This window comes from Peribacillus sp. NPDC096379, assembly GCF_044762875.1.
Taxonomy (GTDB): domain Bacteria; phylum Bacillota; class Bacilli; order Bacillales; family DSM-1321; genus Peribacillus.
Genome location: NZ_JBIWFD010000006.1, coordinates 105,894 through 123,717, shown reverse-complemented (window position 1 = coordinate 123,717; position 17,824 = coordinate 105,894). Strand labels below are relative to the sequence as shown.

The following is a 17,824-nucleotide window of genomic DNA, read 5'->3' as shown; positions in this document are numbered from 1 at the left end:
GTTGTCCTAAAGGACGAGCCTGACTCGTTCGTTATCGGACAGCACCATCTTGGTTATCACTTCAGTTTTCTAATAAAAACAACCTTCAAATAATTTCCTTCTTTGAATTCCTTAATCGTATGATAATCATCCGGTAACGAAAATTGCTCTTCTATTTTATATGTAAATCCACTTTCTTTAAATGCTGCGTCGATGAAACTTTTGAATTTTTTCATATCAAAGGAGCTACTGTTGGTAGAGGCGACTATTACTCCCTCATCCTCTGTGATTGCGATTGTATCCTTTAATAGATTCTTGTAATCCTTGGCTGCACTAAAGGTAAATTTCTTTGATTTAGCAAAGCTTGGTGGGTCAAGGATCACCATATCAAACATTAAGTTCTTCTTGATTGCATATTTAAAATAATTGAACACATCCATCACAACAATATTCTGCTCTTCAGGGTTAATACCATTAATGCTAAATTGCTCACTCGTTTTTGGCAGGCTGCGATTAGCAAGGTCAACACTTGTTGTTTTAATCGCTCCACCCACTGCTGCAAAAACAGAAAAAGCTCCTGTATAAGAAAACATATTCAGCACTGTTTTCCCTTTTGCATATGTATCACGAATGGTCTTTCTGACTTCCCTTTGATCAAGGAATACACCAACCATAGCTCCATCATTTAAATACACAGCGAAATTCACACCGTTCTCTTTAACAATCAGCGGAAATTCAGGCGCTTCTCCCATGACGAAATCATCTTCGTCCATATACTGCCCCTTCGTATCGAAGCGTTTCTTTTGATACACTGATTTAACCACAACACTATTAAGCAAGGCTTTTAGCACAAGCTCTTTAAATGAGTAAATTCCCGCACTATACCAACTCAACACAAAGTGACCATCATAATAGTCAATGATTAAGCCACCAATGCCGTCGCCTTCGCCATTAAAAATTCGAAAAGCGGTCGTATTAGGATCTTCAAAAAACGATTTTCTTAACGCAATCGCCTTTTGCAGCTTTTTATCAAAAAAGGACTGGTTCACATCTTCCGATTCACTATGCGTAAGAATCCAGCCAATTCCTTTGTTTTGAATGCCATAATATCCTTTACCTAGAAATTGCCCTTTCTCATCTGTTACTCTGATGATTTTTCCCTCTTCTTTGAGGTCTTGGCTGTTTATCACAGCATCTTTTTCAATTAACGGATATCCCTTAACTATCTTATTAGTGAAGCTGTTTTTAATTTTTATATTCATTTGTAACATCCTTTAAAATAATTTTCACGCTTCTTTCTATCATCTCATGCATAGCAGGAAAAATGCAAAGTGGTTTAAGCATTTTATTGGCATTACCAGATATCTTTTTTGAAAAAAAAGAGAGAATGTCTCATTAGGGACAGTCCTTGAAACACTCTCTTTTCTTAATATCATTTTATTTGTAAGTAAGGCCTCTATTTACAATGGGATAGTCTTTTATTGAATTTCCATTCTCAAGTCGCCAACTTTTACCCAGCCAACTATTTTAACTGCTTTATATAAACCAAGAGTTATTGCAATGGGCAAGACAACACCTGTTGCCATGTAAATTAAAAAGGCACTTACTCCTTGTGTTGATACGATATTAATTGGTGCGATCAATGAATTCAATCCTAATCCAGCAATCTCATAGGAGACTTGAAAGTCAAACCCTAGTGTTGCAATGGGTGCACAAATGATCGCTGCCACAAACGGTGGAATAATAAGCAGTGGGTTTTTTACGATATTTGGGAACTGAACCTTTGGTGTGATTAATGATTGCGCCAAAAAGCCACCCAAATCATTTTGTTTCATCGACATAACCGTAAATCCTACAAACTGAATGGTACAGCCAATTAAAGCAGCCGCACTTGAAACAGGATCTAACTGCAGTGCCATTGCAATGGCTGCAGATGATGCCGGTGACATTAAAAGCATACTAAACACTAAAGATATGACCATCGGAGCAATAAGCGGTGACCCTTGAACCGATGCTGTAATGGCTGCGCTCAATTTCTGTATTAGTGGTGTCGTAACTGCCGCTAGACAGACACCTGAAACACCGCCAACAAGAATGGCTGCAAATGGAATGGCTACCATATCGAGTTTCGTACGTCCAATAACCCATTTGCCTACAATTGTTGCAACAACCGCGGCTAATACGGCACTGATTGGCTGACCTGTGACAATGGTAAACGCCCCTTCAGACGTTTGATGAATGGCCGCCCCGCCAATCGTGCTACAGGCCATTGCACTAAAGATGACCAGTGTATTACCGCCTAGCTGATAGGCAATTCCCGCACCAAGTGCAGGAGCAAGTAACATTTTCGTTGCTCCTCCTATCGTAACAAATGCTTCCCAGCCGAGTAGCCCACCAAATGATTCAAACAAGAGCCCGATCCCAAGTGTCACCAATACCGCATTAGCAATTCCCGCCGAAGCCTTACTTACATGTTCAACCCAATTCCATTTCATCTTGTTCACTCTCCCGTTTTGCTTATATTCTAGTTGGTATAAGATAAATAGTTAGCTCGTTTATTTTGTGAGTGAGTGGTAAACGTATCATACCAGTGTACCTTGTTGAATAACATGAACAATAGAACGAAAACATTCATTTTATATACGGTTACTTCAATCCCATTTAACATAGTAAGAAAATATAATTCCTGTTGTTTATATCTATGTTTCAAACGACTAAAATCTCCCTAATATTGTATATCAATATACTATTATAATATTCAGAAAATGTAAATAATTATTTTCCTTGACAACGCTACCAAAGTTATATTCTAAATATATTAATATGAACTTTAATAAAAAAGACCCCAATACGGGTCTTTTCTTACTAATTCATTTTCCATATCCATTAAGTTTGCAAAGAAATCTACTGTAAAATCATAAAATAACTGTTCAGTAGGTAAGAGCCAACGTTCCTTTGAAATAATAATTCCAACATTTCTCCTTACTACAGGTTCAACGATTGGGACCTTGACTGCATCGTGCGGAAGGCTATCCATTAAGGTAATTTCAGGTATTAAAGCAATCCCAAATCCTGCAGCTAGCGCCCCATAAAGCGGCACAATATTTTGCACTTCAAAAACACCCCGTGGTGTAAACCCAATTGACCCGCATGCCTTAATAAAGATCTCACGTAAGACACGCCCTCAGGAAACAAAATGTAGCCTTCTCCCTGTAACTCCCTCCATCAAATAGAAGATCGATTCGTAAGTGAATGTGTAATTGGCAGGAGAGCTATAACTCCATTGTCAAATAACACTTCGCCCTAACCCTTCTTCTCATCATGTGACAAAGGGCCAAGAAAGACTATTTCGATTTCCGCCATTGCTATTTTAGCTATATAAGCCGCATTATGAATTGTGCTTGATTAAAATAAAATCTTGAATTTGCCCTAGTTTCATAATGTAAACCATCTTTCATCTCAAAAAGGCATGATTTTTATCTATTATTCAGATTGTTAAGGTTACCCGTAAGAGATAAACTATATTCAAAGCAAAAGTAAATTATTTAAGGAGTGATACATCATGGTGGTTCAAGAACCATTACACGGTCAATTACAAGCAGCTGAAGAATATGTAAACAGCGTATTTGAACTAGTTAAAAAACGTAATCCATATGAATCTGAATTTCATCAAGCCGTTAAAGAAATCTTCCTCTCTCTTACTACAGTATTCGCAAAATACCCTCAATATATGGAACACAACATACTTGAAAGGCTTGCAGAGCCTGAGCGAATGATTACCTTTAGAGTACCGTGGGTTGATGATAAAGGTAAAGTTCAAGTAAATCGCGGCTTCCGCGTTCAATTTAATAGTGCAATCGGTCCATACAAAGGCGGACTTAGGTTTCACCCGACTGTGAACGCAAGCATTATTAAATTCCTTGGCTTTGAACAAATTCTTAAAAATTCATTAACAGGTCAGGCAATTGGTGGGGGCAAAGGCGGATCTGACTTTGATCCGAAAGGAAAGTCAGATCTTGAAGTTATGCGTTTTACACAAAGCTTCATGACAGAGCTTTATCGTCACATCGGTCCTGATATTGATGTTCCAGCTGGGGACATCGGCGTTGGGGCAAGAGAAATTGGTTACTTATTCGGTCAATACAAACGCATTCGAGGCAATTATGAAGCTGGAGTACTTACCGGCAAAGGAATTGGCTATGGAGGAAGTCTTGCCAGAACAGAGGCAACTGGATATGGTGTCGTTTATTTCGTACAAGAAATGCTACAGAGCAAAGGATTGAGCTTTGAAGGCAGTACAGTTGTAGTATCAGGATCAGGTAATGTATCAATTTACGCCATTGAAAAAGCCATTGCGCTTGGAGCAAAAGTTGTTGCATGCAGTGATTCAAATGGATATATTTACGATGAAAAAGGCATCGATTTAGCTACTGTAAAACAATTGAAAGAAGTCGAAAGAAAACGACTTAGCGACTACACAGATGTTCATCCGCATGCGATGTACTTTGAAGGTAGCAAAGGCATCTGGACTGTACCTTGTGACATCGCCCTACCATGTGCTACGCAAAACGAATTGGATGAATTTGACGCAGAAATTCTTATTTCAAATCAAGTAAAAGCAATTGGAGAAGGAGCAAATATGCCTTCTACATTAGAAGCAATCGACCTTTTCCACACTAAAGAAGTTCTCTTTGCTCCAGCAAAAGCTGCGAACGCTGGTGGAGTAGCTGTTTCCTCTTTAGAAATGGCACAGAATAGTTCACGAGTTTCTTGGACATTTGAAGAAGTTGATGCAAAATTGCAAACGATTATGAAAAACATTTATGAAAATAGCTTAAAAGCATCAGAAGAATTCGGTGAACCTGGAAACCTAGTCCTTGGATCAAACATCGCTGGCTTTATTAAAGTTGCGGACAATATGATTGCACAAGGTGTTATCTAATTCGAATCGATTTATGTTATACAGCCCAAAACAGATTATCCTGCTTTGGGCTGTATTTATTTAGCGTGCGATTTTATCAGCCGTTTCACGTACTCTATCAGCCTATTCACAAATAAAGGATACTCCCCCTGTCTGAACACTTATGAAGTTGTTATTAATCGCTGCAACGATATTTGAAGAAAAAATAAAAGAGATTGTCTCATAACGAAAGAGTCAGCCCCCACACACCTACTATATACCGTTTAAGACGTGAAAATGACACAATAAACGGTGTTATAGAATGTGAGGTTAGACTCTTTTTTAGACAATCTCTTCTGTTTCGATTACATCGTATTTATTTTCACAGTAACCTTAAATAAATCCCCATCAATTTCAAGATCTAAATCACCGCCATGCATATCCATAATGGACTTAGCAATGGCGAGCCCTAGTCCTGATCCCTCTGTATGACGCGACGTATCGCCTCGTTTAAATCGTTCAAACATTTCATCGACACTGTCGCCAAGCTCATACTTTGTCACATTTTTAAATGTAATCACGGCTTGATTGTTCATTTTTTCAACGGAAATATAAACTCTTGTATGTTCCATTGAATACTTCAAAGTGTTACCAATCAGATTGTCAAACACCCGCCATATCTTCTGGCCATCAACAATGGCATATACAGGATGATCTGGGCAATTCACACGAAATTGTAGCTTTGAATTCTTTATGGCTTCATCATGTTCGGCAAGCGCTTGCTGAAGAAGCTGAACGATATCCGCCTGTTCCTTGTTAAGATTAATACTGCCACTTGCCATTTTTGAAGCTTCGAAAAGATCTTCAATCAATCCTTGCAACCGCTTGGATTTTCGATTGACGATTTCAATATAAGCATTCCGATCTTCATCTGTTAGATTCGGATTCCTCAACAACTCAGAATAAGTAATAATCGACGTAAGCGGTGTACGTAAATCATGACTAACATTCGTAATTAATTCTGTCTTTAATCGTTCACTTTTGGCCTGCTCAGTCTTTGAAGATTTAACCCCTTGTTTCATCGTGTTAATATCTCGAGCTAAGCCAGCTAGTACAGATTTCCCTTTCACCTGTATCTCACCGTTCATATTTCCATTTACAAGCTCATTCGTATGCTTAATGATCCTATTTAAATAACCGATACGACTAAATATATACAATACGGTTGGCAGTCCTACAAGTAATAAACCTAGGACATAACCGATAATAAGCGAAGGTTCCCAAACAACGGCAGCAAATGCAAAACCACAGGTGAAAATAATGAATAGAATAATCATAATCCGGACCCCGACACTTTTATAGAGAAATGACTGCTGCAATGCTCTAAACAAACGAGATAGGAGGGATCGTTCCCATTCAGCTTTTAGATGATTGCTACCTTTTTTATAGGTATTGATTAGTTCAACTGCCTGGAGCATAACCAACACAATCATACATATTGTAATGGCAAAAAGCCCAAGTAGATCGATTACCCAATCGATGCTATTGTCATACCCATACCCATAAGAACCTAAATTGCCATAACTGCCAGGTTTCATATTGAAGGCCAAAGTTGGTAAAGCAAACGTCATAGTAATTCCGAAAATAACCACCCTGAGATCTACTGGAACCCACTCATAATAATTTAGCCACATAGCTCCCGTCATCCGCTGAAACGGCCTTATTTTTTTATAAAAATAGAGGCATAAACAGATTGACAGAACAGTAAGCCCAAGAACTAGATAAAAATAAGCTTTATCAATCTGAAAGTCTTTGTAATCTTGAATCACTGGATTTGCTGCTGGAATAGATTTCGAAACGGCTATTTTCCCCTCAAACTGTTTATCGGCTCCTATTCTTGGAATATCAGTTAATAATTCTAATTCTGAATCATAACTTCCTGGTGTTAGATAATCATATTTATTAGAAGGAAATGTCCGTACATACCGCATACTTTTATTCGTAAAAATCTCATTGATATTGTCGTTTCCATCCATATTCACATTTGTGAACACTTTACCAGTTGAAGTATCTTTAAGGTAGTACCGGAACACATCTTTATACTTATTTAATACATTACGATAATTCAGTTCGCGCTCTTTGAAGTAACGATCTACCTGTTGCTCTTTTTCCTTGCGAATCTTAGCTTCTACATATTCATCACTATTAAAGTTTTTCGTTATATCTGCTATTTTTCTATCACGTTCTTTTGTGTAAGCTTCAGCTGATTCCTTATTTCCCACAACATTCGCTTCAGAAATCCGACTCTCGTATTGATTTTTAATTGTTTGAATCTGCTCAGACAGGCCCCCATACCGATAACGATGTTCTTCAATTTCCTCAGGTGCCACAACAAGATCTCTTTTTACATCATCTGCTGTTACGTCATTTAATTCTAGTAAGTTAAGAGTATCGACAAATTGACTGAAATGATCTTCAAAAAAACCCGTTTCATAATAATCCTTGTTTATATACTGTCTTCCTTGATCGGCAATAAAAAATACCCCTTTTAGACCAATCACAAATAGTACCAACCATATAATTAATGGATAACTATTTCTCCATCTTATACCCAATTCCCCATACCACCTTTAAATATCTTGGATTTTTCGGATCAATTTCAATTTTTTCACGGATTTTTCGAATATGTACGGCAACTGTATTTTCCGCATTATAGCCTGGCTCTTTCCAAACACGTTCATAAATGTCTTGAATCGAGAAGACCCGTCCGGGATGATTCATCAGTAGCTCAACAATTCTATATTCAATCGGCGTCAACTTTACTGCCTCTCCATTGACCTCTACAACCTTCGCTTCCGGATCCAGAGTTAGTCCGTTTAAATCGATGACCTTATTGCTGTCTTCATACGTCCCAAGTGTCACATATCTACGGAGCTGCGATTTAACGCGAGCTATTAACTCAAGCGGATTAAAAGGCTTTGTGACATAATCATCTGCACCAACTTGAAGCCCCAATACTTTATCGGTATCTTCGCTTTTTGCACTTAAGATAATAATTGGGATATTCTTTTGTTCACGAATTTTGAAAGTTGCCGCAATCCCATCCATTCTTGGCATCATCACATCTAGGATAATCAGGTGAATCGGCTGCTCATCCAACTTTTCTATAGCCTCAATACCATCACAAGCTTGAATGACTTTAATGCCTTCATATTTCAAATATATTTCGATCGCATCGCGAATTTCTTTTTCATCATCTACTACCAATACAGAAAATAGTTTTGTCATTTTTTTCACACTCCTTTCTTTACTATAGCAGAGTTAGTTTGAATTAATTTACATTCTAAAGGGTAAATCTTAACATTTACTTACTAGAATTCTTAAGAATTTCTTAAGGTTTTAAAGTAGCACTATCTAGGGTACAATTTGAGGTAACTCGGTTTATACAAAACCTATCTGGCGTTAAAACGCCACCATCTACCATGAAGGATTAATCGTGTATAAAGAAGTGTCGAGATGAGGGATAATCATGAAACGTAATCATACGATGATGCAGTTTTTTGAATGGCATGTTGAGGCAGACGGTACACATTGGAAGCGGTTGGCTGAAACTGCACCGAAATTGAAAGAAAGTGGCATAGACTGTATATGGATTCCCCCTATAACAAAAGGGCAAGCAGCTGAAGATAACGGTTATGGAGTATACGATGTTTACGACCTTGGCGAGTTTAACCAAAGAGGAACGGTACGAACTAAATACGGTACGAAAGATGAATTGCACGAGGCAATCGCTACCTGCCATGATCACAAGATCAGTGTCTATGTCGATCTAGTCATGAATCATAAAGCAGGTGCAGATGAAACGGAAGCATTTGAGGTCATTGAAGTGGACCCATTCAATCGAAAAGATGAGATTTCCGAACCATTTGAAATTGAAGGCTTTACGAAATTTACTTTTCCGAATCGAGATGGTCAATACTCTACCTTCACTTGGAGCTATGAACATTTTAATGGTACCGATTATGATGCCAGAACGGGCAAGATAGGCATCTACCGCATTTTACATAAAAAGTGGAATGACAAAGTGGCAGATGAATTTGGAAACTACGATTATTTAATGTTTGCGAATATTGATTATGAACATCCGGCTGTTACCCCAGAGATGATTTCATGGGGGAAATGGCTGATCGATACCGTTCAATGTGATGGGTTTCGATTAGATGCAATTAAGCATATTAACTACGATTTTATCCGAGACTTTTCAGATGCCATGCTTGAACACACAGAGGGAAATTTCTATTTCGTCGGGGAATTCTGGAATCCTGATTTAGAAGCTTGCCGCTCCTACCTTGACCATACTGAATATAAGATTGACCTCTTTGATGTGGCTCTTCATTATAAATTATGCGAGGCTTCCAAGGCTGGTAGGAAATATAACCTCGCAACGATATTTAATGATACACTTGTCCACTCCCATCCAATGAATGTCGTAACTTTTGTTGATAATCACGATTCACAACCTAACGAATCCTTAGAATCTTGGGTAGAAGATTGGTTCAAACAAATAGCCTATGCATTAATCTTGCTCAGAAAAGATGGCTACCCTTGCGTCTTTTATGGCGATTATTATGGCATAGGTGGGCCTGAACCCATCCCAGGAAAAAAGGCAGACATCGATCCCCTTCTCTTTGCTCGTTACCACAAAGCATACGGCGATCAAGAGGATTACTTCGATCATAAGAATATCATCGGCTGGGTTCGCCGTGGCGTCCGAGAAATTGAACATTCTGGCTGTGCTGTTATTGTTTCTAATGGTGACAGTGGCAAAAAAAGAATGTTCGTTGGCGAAGACCGTGCTGGTGAAGATTGGACAGATCTGACGAATAATCGGCAAGATAGAATTACAATTGCCGATGATGGTTTTGCAGAATTCCCTGTTACAGGCGGAAGTGTTTCAGTGTGGGCATTGGATGAAGTGAGTTCAGACGATGAATAAAACTTAAATACTACAGTAAATTGGATGTTTTCATACAAAACCTATATGGCATTAAAACACCACCATTTACTATGAAGGATCAATCACACGCTACATTCACCTAATCACAATGGTGGCGGTGCGAAGCTGAATTTCAAGGTACTTTCTATAATAAAAGAAGTAGATTGTCTTGATTAATAAGTCGCCAAGCCCCATATCCTTCATACAAGACAAAAGGGGGCAGATTTTGTCTGCCCCCTTTTGTCTCTCTAAAAAGAACTTTCCTTAGCATCTGCAAGCTTTCGCCAGTTTCCCAGTTCCGGATGCTCATACCCCATGATCTTATAATAGCTGTATGCAAGCTGTTCTGATTCAATCATAAACGATTCAATGCCTTCTTCCATATATCCGTCAATGAACGGTTTTGCTTCATCCGTTAATTGATGGGCTAATGCTTCAATGAGAAATGCTGCATCTTCTTCATACTCTAATGCATCGAAGGCTTTCTTCAGTTCTTGCACAGCCAAATCTGATTTAATCGTACCAAGAATGGACGTTCCGTAAATAATGGCATCAGGATTCTTTACATAAGGAGAAACCTCATTCACCACTTGGTCGCTTTGAAAGCTGATCAATACATCTGCTGTAACTTCCAATAAAATATCATCTTCTCTTGTCAGAAGGCCCGCCAGTAGTGAAATATACTCTTTTTTCCCGAGCGCTCCAATTAAATAAACAGTGAAGATCCCTGCAAAATTGAAATAGTCTTCATTCAAATTTTCATTTAATATATGAGCAAGCTCAGCATCCTTAATCCAACCTTTTTTTGCAAGAACATTGGCTGTATGCCTTGTCTGTTGAAAAAGGGCTTCATTATATTCCTGGGAACGATTTAGTGCATCAAGTAACCGACTATACTCCGTCCATACTTGGCGCTCATCTCCATGCAGAAGAATGTCATATAATCGAAAGACATCCTCAGATAAAAGAGCAGATAATTCTCTTTTGTACTTCATCGCTAACTCCGGCTCTACTACTGTAAGTATCTGCTGATACGTATGTAGCTGTTCTGGGGCTGTAGCTTTTGCTCCTTCAATTAGAAACCTTACAGCTTCTTCGTTCAATGTATGCTTTTTTAACTCCATAAGCAGAGAATTAGACTCGGAATCAACCATCCCTTTAACCAATTTTGTCGTCCACTCTTCTGGGACACGTGGAAAATCACGCAATACTTGTAAAACGAATTCCTTGATATGAACATCTTCGCTCATTAGATGAGGTTCAATTCTTTCTAGAAAATGCAATGGTTCTGCTCCCTTCAATTGTAAATCGTACTACAGTTATATCATAAGAAGTGTAGAAAACCCACCACTGAACATTCGTCCTTTTTTCAGTAGGAAACGATGAGCAGGATACTTCCATTCATTCTCATTGTGAAGCTTTGATTAGTTGAGTGAAGGTTGTTTCATGAACCCTCTATGTGAACGGGTGAGCTAATCGTGATAAGATAATCATATCTATTCAAAGGAGCTGAACTAAAATGAAAAATGAAATCATCAAACGCTTTACTACTTATGTTAAATTGGATACCCAATCAAATGAAGAAAGTCCAACTTGTCCTTCAACACCTGGTCAGCTGACTCTCGCACAAATGCTTGTTGAAGAGCTAAAAGAAATTGGCATGATAGAAGTGACGATGGATGCAAACGGGTATGTGATGGCAACATTGGCAGCAAATACAACGAAGAACGTACCAACAATCGGCTTCTTAGCACATATTGATACAGCAACAGACTTCACAGGAAAAAATGTCTTGCCGAAGCTCATTGAAAATTATGATGGAAATGATATTCACTTAAACGAAAATCTACATATCACCCTTTCACCAAAAGATTTCCCTTCTTTGACAGACTATAAAGGCCACACGCTCATTACAACAGATGGCACGACGCTTCTTGGCGCTGATAATAAAGCCGGGATTGCTGAAATTATGACAGCCATGAGCTATTTGATTCAGCACCCTGAAATCAAACACGGGAAAATTCGGATTGCCTTTACACCTGATGAAGAAATTGGACGTGGTCCTCATAAATTCGACGTTGTTGCTTTTGATGCAAAATACGCATACACAGTAGACGGTGGTCCACTTGGTGAACTAGAATACGAAAGCTTTAACGCAGCTGGCGCTAAGATTACAGTGAATGGTACCAATATCCACCCTGGCACAGCAAAAGGTAAAATGATCAACTCGATGAAAATTGCTATGGAGCTACAAAACAAGCTACCAGCTGAACAAGCTCCAGAGCTAACGGAAAACTACGAAGGTTTTTATCACCTGCTTTCATTCCAAGGAGATGTTGAACAAACGAAGCTCGTTTATATTATTCGTGACTTTGATAAAGACGAATTCCAAGCGAAGAAAACGAAACTTGAAAACATCATAAACGAATTAAAAGAAAAATACGGCCATGACAGCATTCTACTCGAAATGACGGATCAATATTACAATATGAGAGAAAAAATCGAACCGGTCAAAGAGATTGTTGATATCGCTTATGAAGCAATGAAAAAATTAGATATCGAACCAAAGATTTCACCGATTCGAGGTGGAACTGATGGATCTCAGCTATCTTATATGGGACTGCCGACGCCGAATATTTTTACTGGGGGAGAGAACTTCCATGGAAAATACGAATTTGTTTCAGTAGACAATATGATGAAATCTGTAAACGTAATCGTTGGCATTGCTGAGTTATTTGAGGAAAAGGCGAAGTGAGCTGATAAGGGTCTGAACTCGCACTCTATATAAAGTCCAGAGTAATACTTACGCTTAATTTGAACAGTATATTGGGATTTGCGGGGTCTGACCCTTTCACGAGGTCAGCCCCTAAGGCATCCTCCTTTATGTTGCACAATATAAGATGCGGTCACCAGTCACTTTGTCTATTTTAAGTCTTCATGCACGATCGCTGGATGAAACTGAAATTCCTGAAGATTAATGGAGCCGTCTAACAAGAATTCAACCCCCTCACTTTGCAAGGATAGCTTTTGAATCTGAAAGTGCTCATCATCTTTCATGGAAATCTTGCCTTTTGCATTTACGACCCGATGCCATGGAAGATGATGTTTTCCACTCATGGAGTGAAGGATTCTGACAACCTGTCGCGCCCCTCTTGGACTACCTGCTAATTTAGCAATTTGGCCATAGGTCATGACGTTTCCTTCTGGAATATTTTGAATAATAGTAATTACCTTTTCAGTAAATGGCTTCATGTTCATCCTTTCATTTTTACTCTGATTAACCATATTTTAACCTTATCGATTAAGAAAGAGTACGAAAACTCTCTTAAACAAGTATAATTCGCTTTATATGAAATGATCTGATTATTATTAACCTTTAATGTATACATAAAAAACTTATAATGAGATGGAAAAGGCAAATTTCTATCGATTACCTATCTCGCGTTTGAATGAATAATAAAGGACGGGTGACTATGTTTAATCTAGCACCATTAATGCTTGAAAAAGTCGGAATTATTGTTATTGTTGCTTTTCTATTCTCTCAAGTGAAATCGTTTCGCCAAATTGTACAAAATAAGCACAAAACAAATGAAAAAGTCATGCTCATTTTGCTTTTCGGGGCATTCGGAGTCATCAGTAATTACACTGGAATTGAAATTCATCATAATACCATTGCGAAAGCTGAGTGGCTATCAGAAATAGACCCTGAAAGTGCACTGGCGAATACAAGAGTGATGGGTGTTGTTATTGGCGGATTACTCGGTGGGCCAACGGTTGGTATAGGAGCAGGTCTAATTGCAGGTGTTCACCGGTATACACTTGGTGGGTTTACAGCTTTTTCTTGTGCACTCTCTACAATATTGGCTGGAATTGCTGCTGGATATTTTGGCAGCAAACGAAAACAGAATGGGAAAAAAATAACGTCTACTTTTGCTGTCTTGATCGGAATGACATTAGAAACTGTACAAATGTTAATCCTTTTAATGACGGCTAAGCCGTTTGACCATGCACTGAATCTTGTTCTAATCATCGGGCTTCCTATGATTTTCGTCAATGGATTCGGTACATTGTTGTTTATGTTCATCATTCAATCGATAATACGTGACGAAGAACGGGCACGCGCAAGCCAAACCAACCGAGCCTTTCATATCGCCGACCAAACCTTACCTTTCTTTCGACAGGGTTTAAACAATCGTTCTTGCATGGAAATATCAAAAATTATGCTGAAGCTAACAGATGCCGATGCAGTGGCGATAACAGATGAACATCAAGTCCTTGCTCATGTTGGGGAAGGTTCCGACCATCATAGACCTAAAGCACAACTTGCTACAGGTTTAACCAAACGAGTCCTTGAAATCGGAAACATTTCTGTGGCAAGGTCAAGAGAAGAAATCTTCTGCTTTCATAACCATTGTTCATTACAGGCAGCCATCGTATTGCCTTTAAAGGTACAAAGTAAAACAGTAGGTACATTAAAGATGTACTTTACCCAACCAGATAAGTTAGATCGGGTACAGCAACAGTTAGCAGAAGGTTTAGCTAACTTATTCTCCACACAATTAGAGCTTGCAGAGGCAGAAAGGCAAATGAAACTGTTGAAAGATGCAGAAATTAAAGCTTTACAAGCACAAATTCACCCGCATTTTTTATTTAATAGCCTGAATACAATCTCCATACTATGTCGTACAGATGTACATAAGGCTCGAAAGTTACTTCTTGATCTAAGTTCATTTTTCCGAGGCAATTTACATGGTGCGAGACAGATGCTCATACCCTTAGAAAAGGAATTAGAAAATGTCAAAGCCTACTTGTCATTAGTACAAACTCGTTTCCCAGACAAGTACGACATTAACTTTCAAATAGAACCCGGTCTCGAGAAAGTACTTATTCCGCCATTTACCTTGCAACCGATCGTTGAGAACTCCATTCATTACGGCAATGGAAAAAGCAAGAACGAAGGATACATCACCATCCAGATTTTCACCCAAAATAAGACCATGCAAATTATTGTCACAGATAATGGGAAAGGAATTCCCGCTGAAAAAATTGAATTACTTGGTAAACAAATCATGCAGTCAAGAAAAGGGACAGGCACTGCCATTTTTAATATTAGTCAGCGCTTAAATGGCATTTATAATGGCCAAGCTAGTTTAACTATAAACAGTGAAGTAAATCTTGGGACAACCATTACGATTGCCATCCCGCTTGATAGTAAAGGAGTTTTCGATCAAAATGTTGAAAGCCTATATAGTTGACGATGAACCATTAGCAAGAGATGAATTGAAATATCTACTCATTCGAAGCAAACAAGTCAAAATCTTAGGGGAAAGTGATTGTCTCGAAGATGCTGTTGTAGATATTCCTAAGTTAAAACCAGATCTAGTTTTCTTAGATATTGAGCTTGCTGAAGATAACGGCCTACAGCTGGCCAAGCAGTTGCTCACTCTAGACCCAATCCCAGCAATTGTCTTTGCGACAGCCTATGATGAATATGCCCTACAAGCCTTTGAATTAAACGCACTCGACTATCTATTAAAACCCTTTGATGAAATTCGCATTCAAAAAACACTGGAGAAAATCCAGCAAATGCAAAGAATAGGTGAGAAAGAAAACAACATTTACCATTCTTTGAAAAAGGACCACACTGGAAAAATTGCTGTCCTTTTAGATGAAAGAATTATTTTATTAACATGTGCTGACATTCATTATTTAGAGTCATTTGAGGGGAAAACCATCATTAAAATGATGGAACACACATATAAAACCAGTGAAGCACTGGTTGTTCTAGAGAAAAAGCTAAACGGAAGACAATTTATCCGAGTTCATCGCAGTTTCATTGTGAACATGGACCATATTATAGAAATAGAACCTTGGTTTAATTCTACCTATCATTTAATCATGAACGACAGCTCCAAAGTTCCTGTTAGCCGTACCTATGTAAAAGAATTAAAGCAACTACTCGGTTTTTGAATATTTTGCATTTCACCTTTCCATTTCTGCAACTCAACTTTCTATTTTTGTATTTCAAAATGAAAACGCTCTAATTTATGTTTTCATTTAGTATGATGGCAGTAGAGGACAAAGGAATGGGGGAACAGGAAAATGAATGCGATTACAATCGTTATTGGCTCTATCTGTACACTCTTAATTGTATACCGTTTATATGGTACATTCATGGCAGCAAAGGTCTTGAAACTTGATGATTCAAAGCCAACACCAGCCCATAAATTAGAAGATGGACAAGATTATGTACCCACAAATAAATGGGTTACGTTTGGACATCATTTTGCGGCGATTGCTGCAGCGGGTCCGTTAGTTGGCCCAATATTGGCTGCTCAGTTTGGTTATTTACCTGGATTACTTTGGTTGCTGATTGGGGCAGTAGTCGGTGGAGCTGTCCACGATATGGTTGTTCTCTTTGCTTCCATGCGTAGAGATGGAAAATCCTTATCAGAAGTGGCAAAAGAAGAACTTGGTCCTGTGGCGGGATTTTGTACAGGTTTAGCGATGTTATTCATTATCACCATTACAATGGCAGGTCTATCATTAGTTGTTTTGAGTGCATTAGAAAGAAATCCATGGGGAACATTCGCTGTTGGAATAACCATTCCGATTGCAATGGGGGTTGGTCTGTATCATAAAAAAACAGGCAACTTAAAAGGTGCGACGATTGTTGGTTTTGCTCTTATTATGGCTGCTATCATCTTTGGGCCAAACATCCAAGGCACAGCTTTTGGCGATTTATTAACATTTGAAAAAAGCACACTTGCTCTTATTCTCCCTATCTATGCCTTCTTTGCTGCGGCTTTACCAGTCTGGTTACTGCTGGCGCCTCGCGATTATTTAAGTACATTTATGAAGATTGGTGTATTCGCAGCATTAATCCTTGGCGTATTCTATGTAAACCCAGCTGTTCAATTCCCAGCATTTACGGAATTTATTAATGGCGGTGGACCCATTATCGCTGGGCCGGTTTGGCCATTCATCTCCATTACGATTGCTTGTGGAGCAATCTCAGGCTTCCATGCATTCGTTGGTTCTGGTACAACACCGAAAATGATTAATCGTTGGAGTGACATTAAAGGTGTCGCTTTTGGCGCCATGCTTGTTGAATGTTTAGTAGCGATTATGGCTTTAATTGCCGCAGTTTCCCTGCAACCAGGAGATTATTTCGCAATCAACTCAACACCAGAGAAATATGCAACACTAGGTATGGAAACGGTACATCTTGATAAACTGAGTGAAGAAGTTGGGATGGATCTCGAAGGAAGAACGGGTGGAGCCGTTACACTTGCTGTCGGGATGACGTATATCTTCACGGAAATTCCAATTTTCGAGAAAATGGCGTCCTACTTCTACCAATTTGTTATTCTATTCGAAGCTGTTTTTATTTTAACTGCCATCGACTCAGGAACACGAGTTTCACGTTATCTTATCCAAGATTTCCTTGGGGACTTCATTAAACCGTTAAAACGGACAGATTCACTACCTGCTAATATTTTTGCAAGTGCGCTAGCCTGCTTTATCTGGGGATATCTCCTTTTCTCCGGTGATATTAGTTCCATCTGGGCGCTTTTCGGAGTATCGAACCAATTAATGGCTGCTATCGGTCTTATTATCGGTGCAACAGTGGTCCTCAAGATTGCAGACAAGCGTTGGTATATGTTGACATGCCTAATCCCACTTGCTTACCTGTATGTAACGGTTAACGTAGCAGGATACTGGATGGTTACGAATGTTTACTTAAATACAGAAAATGCTGGTTACAGTGTATTAAATGGCGCTCTTTCCATCATTATGTTAGTCCTTGGCCTTGTGATCATAATTTCCTCCATTACCAAGTGGATTCAACTATGGAAAATTCCGCAAACCGTACTTGTAGAACGTTCCAAAACGGAAGCTTCCTAATAATAAAGTAGCACCCCATTTTAAACAACCTAAAATGGGGT

At 38.8% G+C, this 17,824-nt stretch carries 13 protein-coding genes; 6 read left to right on the top strand and 7 right to left on the bottom strand.

The features are described 5' to 3' along the window. Nucleotides 1-56 precede the first annotated feature (56 nt). The 3 genes from ACIQZI_RS21275 to ACIQZI_RS21265 form a co-directional block, all read right to left on the bottom strand. Nucleotides 57-1,250 (bottom strand): class I SAM-dependent rRNA methyltransferase, encoded by a 1,194-nt coding sequence (locus ACIQZI_RS21275; protein ID WP_062186467.1) that lies wholly within the window; start codon nt 1,248-1,250, stop codon nt 57-59. Between the two features lie 207 nt (nt 1,251-1,457). After that, a complete protein-coding gene (locus tag ACIQZI_RS21270; RefSeq protein WP_403077051.1) occupies nt 1,458-2,474 on the bottom strand; it encodes a PTS sugar transporter subunit IIC in 1,017 nt (338 codons plus the stop codon). A 335-nt stretch (nt 2,475-2,809) separates the two neighbouring features. Further along, the gene (locus ACIQZI_RS21265) at nt 2,810-3,145 is read right to left on the bottom strand and encodes a LysR substrate-binding domain-containing protein (protein WP_403077165.1); all 336 of its coding nucleotides are present in this window, start codon (nt 3,143-3,145) and stop codon (nt 2,810-2,812) included. Between the two features lie 396 nt (nt 3,146-3,541). Between ACIQZI_RS21265 and gdhA the strand changes: the two genes are divergently transcribed. Further along, nucleotides 3,542-4,921, top strand: a complete 1,380-nt coding sequence (gene gdhA, locus ACIQZI_RS21260) for an NADP-specific glutamate dehydrogenase (RefSeq protein ID WP_062186472.1) — start codon at nt 3,542-3,544, stop codon at nt 4,919-4,921. 323 nt (nt 4,922-5,244) lie between these two features. On the opposite strand, the gene ACIQZI_RS21255 is transcribed toward gdhA, so the two are convergent. Beyond that, the gene (locus ACIQZI_RS21255) at nt 5,245-7,494 is read right to left on the bottom strand and encodes a sensor histidine kinase (RefSeq protein WP_403077048.1); all 2,250 of its coding nucleotides are present in this window, start codon (nt 7,492-7,494) and stop codon (nt 5,245-5,247) included. Next, on the bottom strand, nt 7,472-8,167 hold the full coding sequence (locus tag ACIQZI_RS21250; protein ID WP_062186476.1) for a response regulator transcription factor: 696 nt from the start codon (nt 8,165-8,167) through the stop codon (nt 7,472-7,474). Before ACIQZI_RS21250 ends, ACIQZI_RS21255 begins: the two co-directional genes overlap by 23 nt. A gap of 241 nt (nt 8,168-8,408) precedes the next feature. Between ACIQZI_RS21250 and ACIQZI_RS21245 the strand changes: the two genes are divergently transcribed. Next, nucleotides 8,409-9,875 carry an alpha-amylase gene (locus tag ACIQZI_RS21245; RefSeq protein WP_403077045.1) on the top strand — a complete coding sequence of 489 codons (1,467 nt, stop codon included), beginning with the start codon at nt 8,409-8,411 and terminating at the stop codon, nt 9,873-9,875. A gap of 248 nt (nt 9,876-10,123) precedes the next feature. On the opposite strand, the gene ACIQZI_RS21240 is transcribed toward ACIQZI_RS21245, so the two are convergent. After that, complete coding sequence (locus tag ACIQZI_RS21240; RefSeq protein ID WP_403077042.1) at nt 10,124-11,125, bottom strand: zinc chelation protein SecC; 1,002 nt, start codon at nt 11,123-11,125, stop codon at nt 10,124-10,126. 269 nt (nt 11,126-11,394) lie between these two features. On the opposite strand from ACIQZI_RS21240, the gene pepT reads away from it, so the two are divergent. Then, the gene (gene pepT, locus ACIQZI_RS21235) at nt 11,395-12,630 is read left to right on the top strand and encodes a peptidase T (RefSeq protein ID WP_403077040.1); all 1,236 of its coding nucleotides are present in this window, start codon (nt 11,395-11,397) and stop codon (nt 12,628-12,630) included. Between the two features lie 167 nt (nt 12,631-12,797). Here pepT and ACIQZI_RS21230 read toward each other — a convergent pair whose 3' ends face one another. Next, on the bottom strand, nt 12,798-13,127 hold the full coding sequence (locus ACIQZI_RS21230; RefSeq protein WP_403077037.1) for an MGMT family protein: 330 nt from the start codon (nt 13,125-13,127) through the stop codon (nt 12,798-12,800). Nucleotides 13,128-13,348: 221 nt separating this feature from the next. Between ACIQZI_RS21230 and ACIQZI_RS21225 the strand changes: the two genes are divergently transcribed. The 3 genes from ACIQZI_RS21225 to ACIQZI_RS21215 all read left to right on the top strand — a co-directional run bounded on the left by ACIQZI_RS21225 (nt 13,349) and on the right by ACIQZI_RS21215 (nt 17,783). After that, entirely contained in the window at nt 13,349-15,130 is a 1,782-nt protein-coding gene (locus tag ACIQZI_RS21225; protein WP_403077035.1) for a LytS/YhcK type 5TM receptor domain-containing protein, read from the top strand. Then, the gene (locus ACIQZI_RS21220) at nt 15,108-15,845 is read left to right on the top strand and encodes a LytR/AlgR family response regulator transcription factor (RefSeq protein ID WP_403077033.1); all 738 of its coding nucleotides are present in this window, start codon (nt 15,108-15,110) and stop codon (nt 15,843-15,845) included. Before ACIQZI_RS21225 ends, ACIQZI_RS21220 begins: the two co-directional genes overlap by 23 nt. A 132-nt stretch (nt 15,846-15,977) precedes the next feature. Then, on the top strand, nt 15,978-17,783 hold the full coding sequence (locus ACIQZI_RS21215) for a carbon starvation CstA family protein (protein ID WP_403077030.1): 1,806 nt from the start codon (nt 15,978-15,980) through the stop codon (nt 17,781-17,783). Nucleotides 17,784-17,824 lie beyond the last annotated feature (41 nt).

Bases quoted from the DNA above. Each gene is read 5' to 3' on its own strand.
- ACIQZI_RS21275 (WP_062186467.1), bottom strand. From the start codon at position 1,250: ATGTTACAAATGAATATAAAAATTAAAAACAGCTTCACTAATAAGATA.
- ACIQZI_RS21270 (WP_403077051.1), bottom strand. From the start codon at position 2,474: ATGAAATGGAATTGGGTTGAACATGTAAGTAAGGCTTCGGCGGGAATT.
- gdhA (WP_062186472.1), top strand. From the start codon at position 3,542: ATGGTGGTTCAAGAACCATTACACGGTCAATTACAAGCAGCTGAAGAA.
- ACIQZI_RS21250 (WP_062186476.1), bottom strand. From the start codon at position 8,167: ATGACAAAACTATTTTCTGTATTGGTAGTAGATGATGAAAAAGAAATT.
- ACIQZI_RS21245 (WP_403077045.1), top strand. From the start codon at position 8,409: ATGAAACGTAATCATACGATGATGCAGTTTTTTGAATGGCATGTTGAG.
- ACIQZI_RS21240 (WP_403077042.1), bottom strand. From the start codon at position 11,125: ATGAGCGAAGATGTTCATATCAAGGAATTCGTTTTACAAGTATTGCGT.
- pepT (WP_403077040.1), top strand. From the start codon at position 11,395: ATGAAAAATGAAATCATCAAACGCTTTACTACTTATGTTAAATTGGAT.
- ACIQZI_RS21230 (WP_403077037.1), bottom strand. From the start codon at position 13,127: ATGAAGCCATTTACTGAAAAGGTAATTACTATTATTCAAAATATTCCA.
- ACIQZI_RS21225 (WP_403077035.1), top strand. From the start codon at position 13,349: ATGTTTAATCTAGCACCATTAATGCTTGAAAAAGTCGGAATTATTGTT.
- ACIQZI_RS21220 (WP_403077033.1), top strand. From the start codon at position 15,108: ATGTTGAAAGCCTATATAGTTGACGATGAACCATTAGCAAGAGATGAA.
- ACIQZI_RS21215 (WP_403077030.1), top strand. From the start codon at position 15,978: ATGAATGCGATTACAATCGTTATTGGCTCTATCTGTACACTCTTAATT.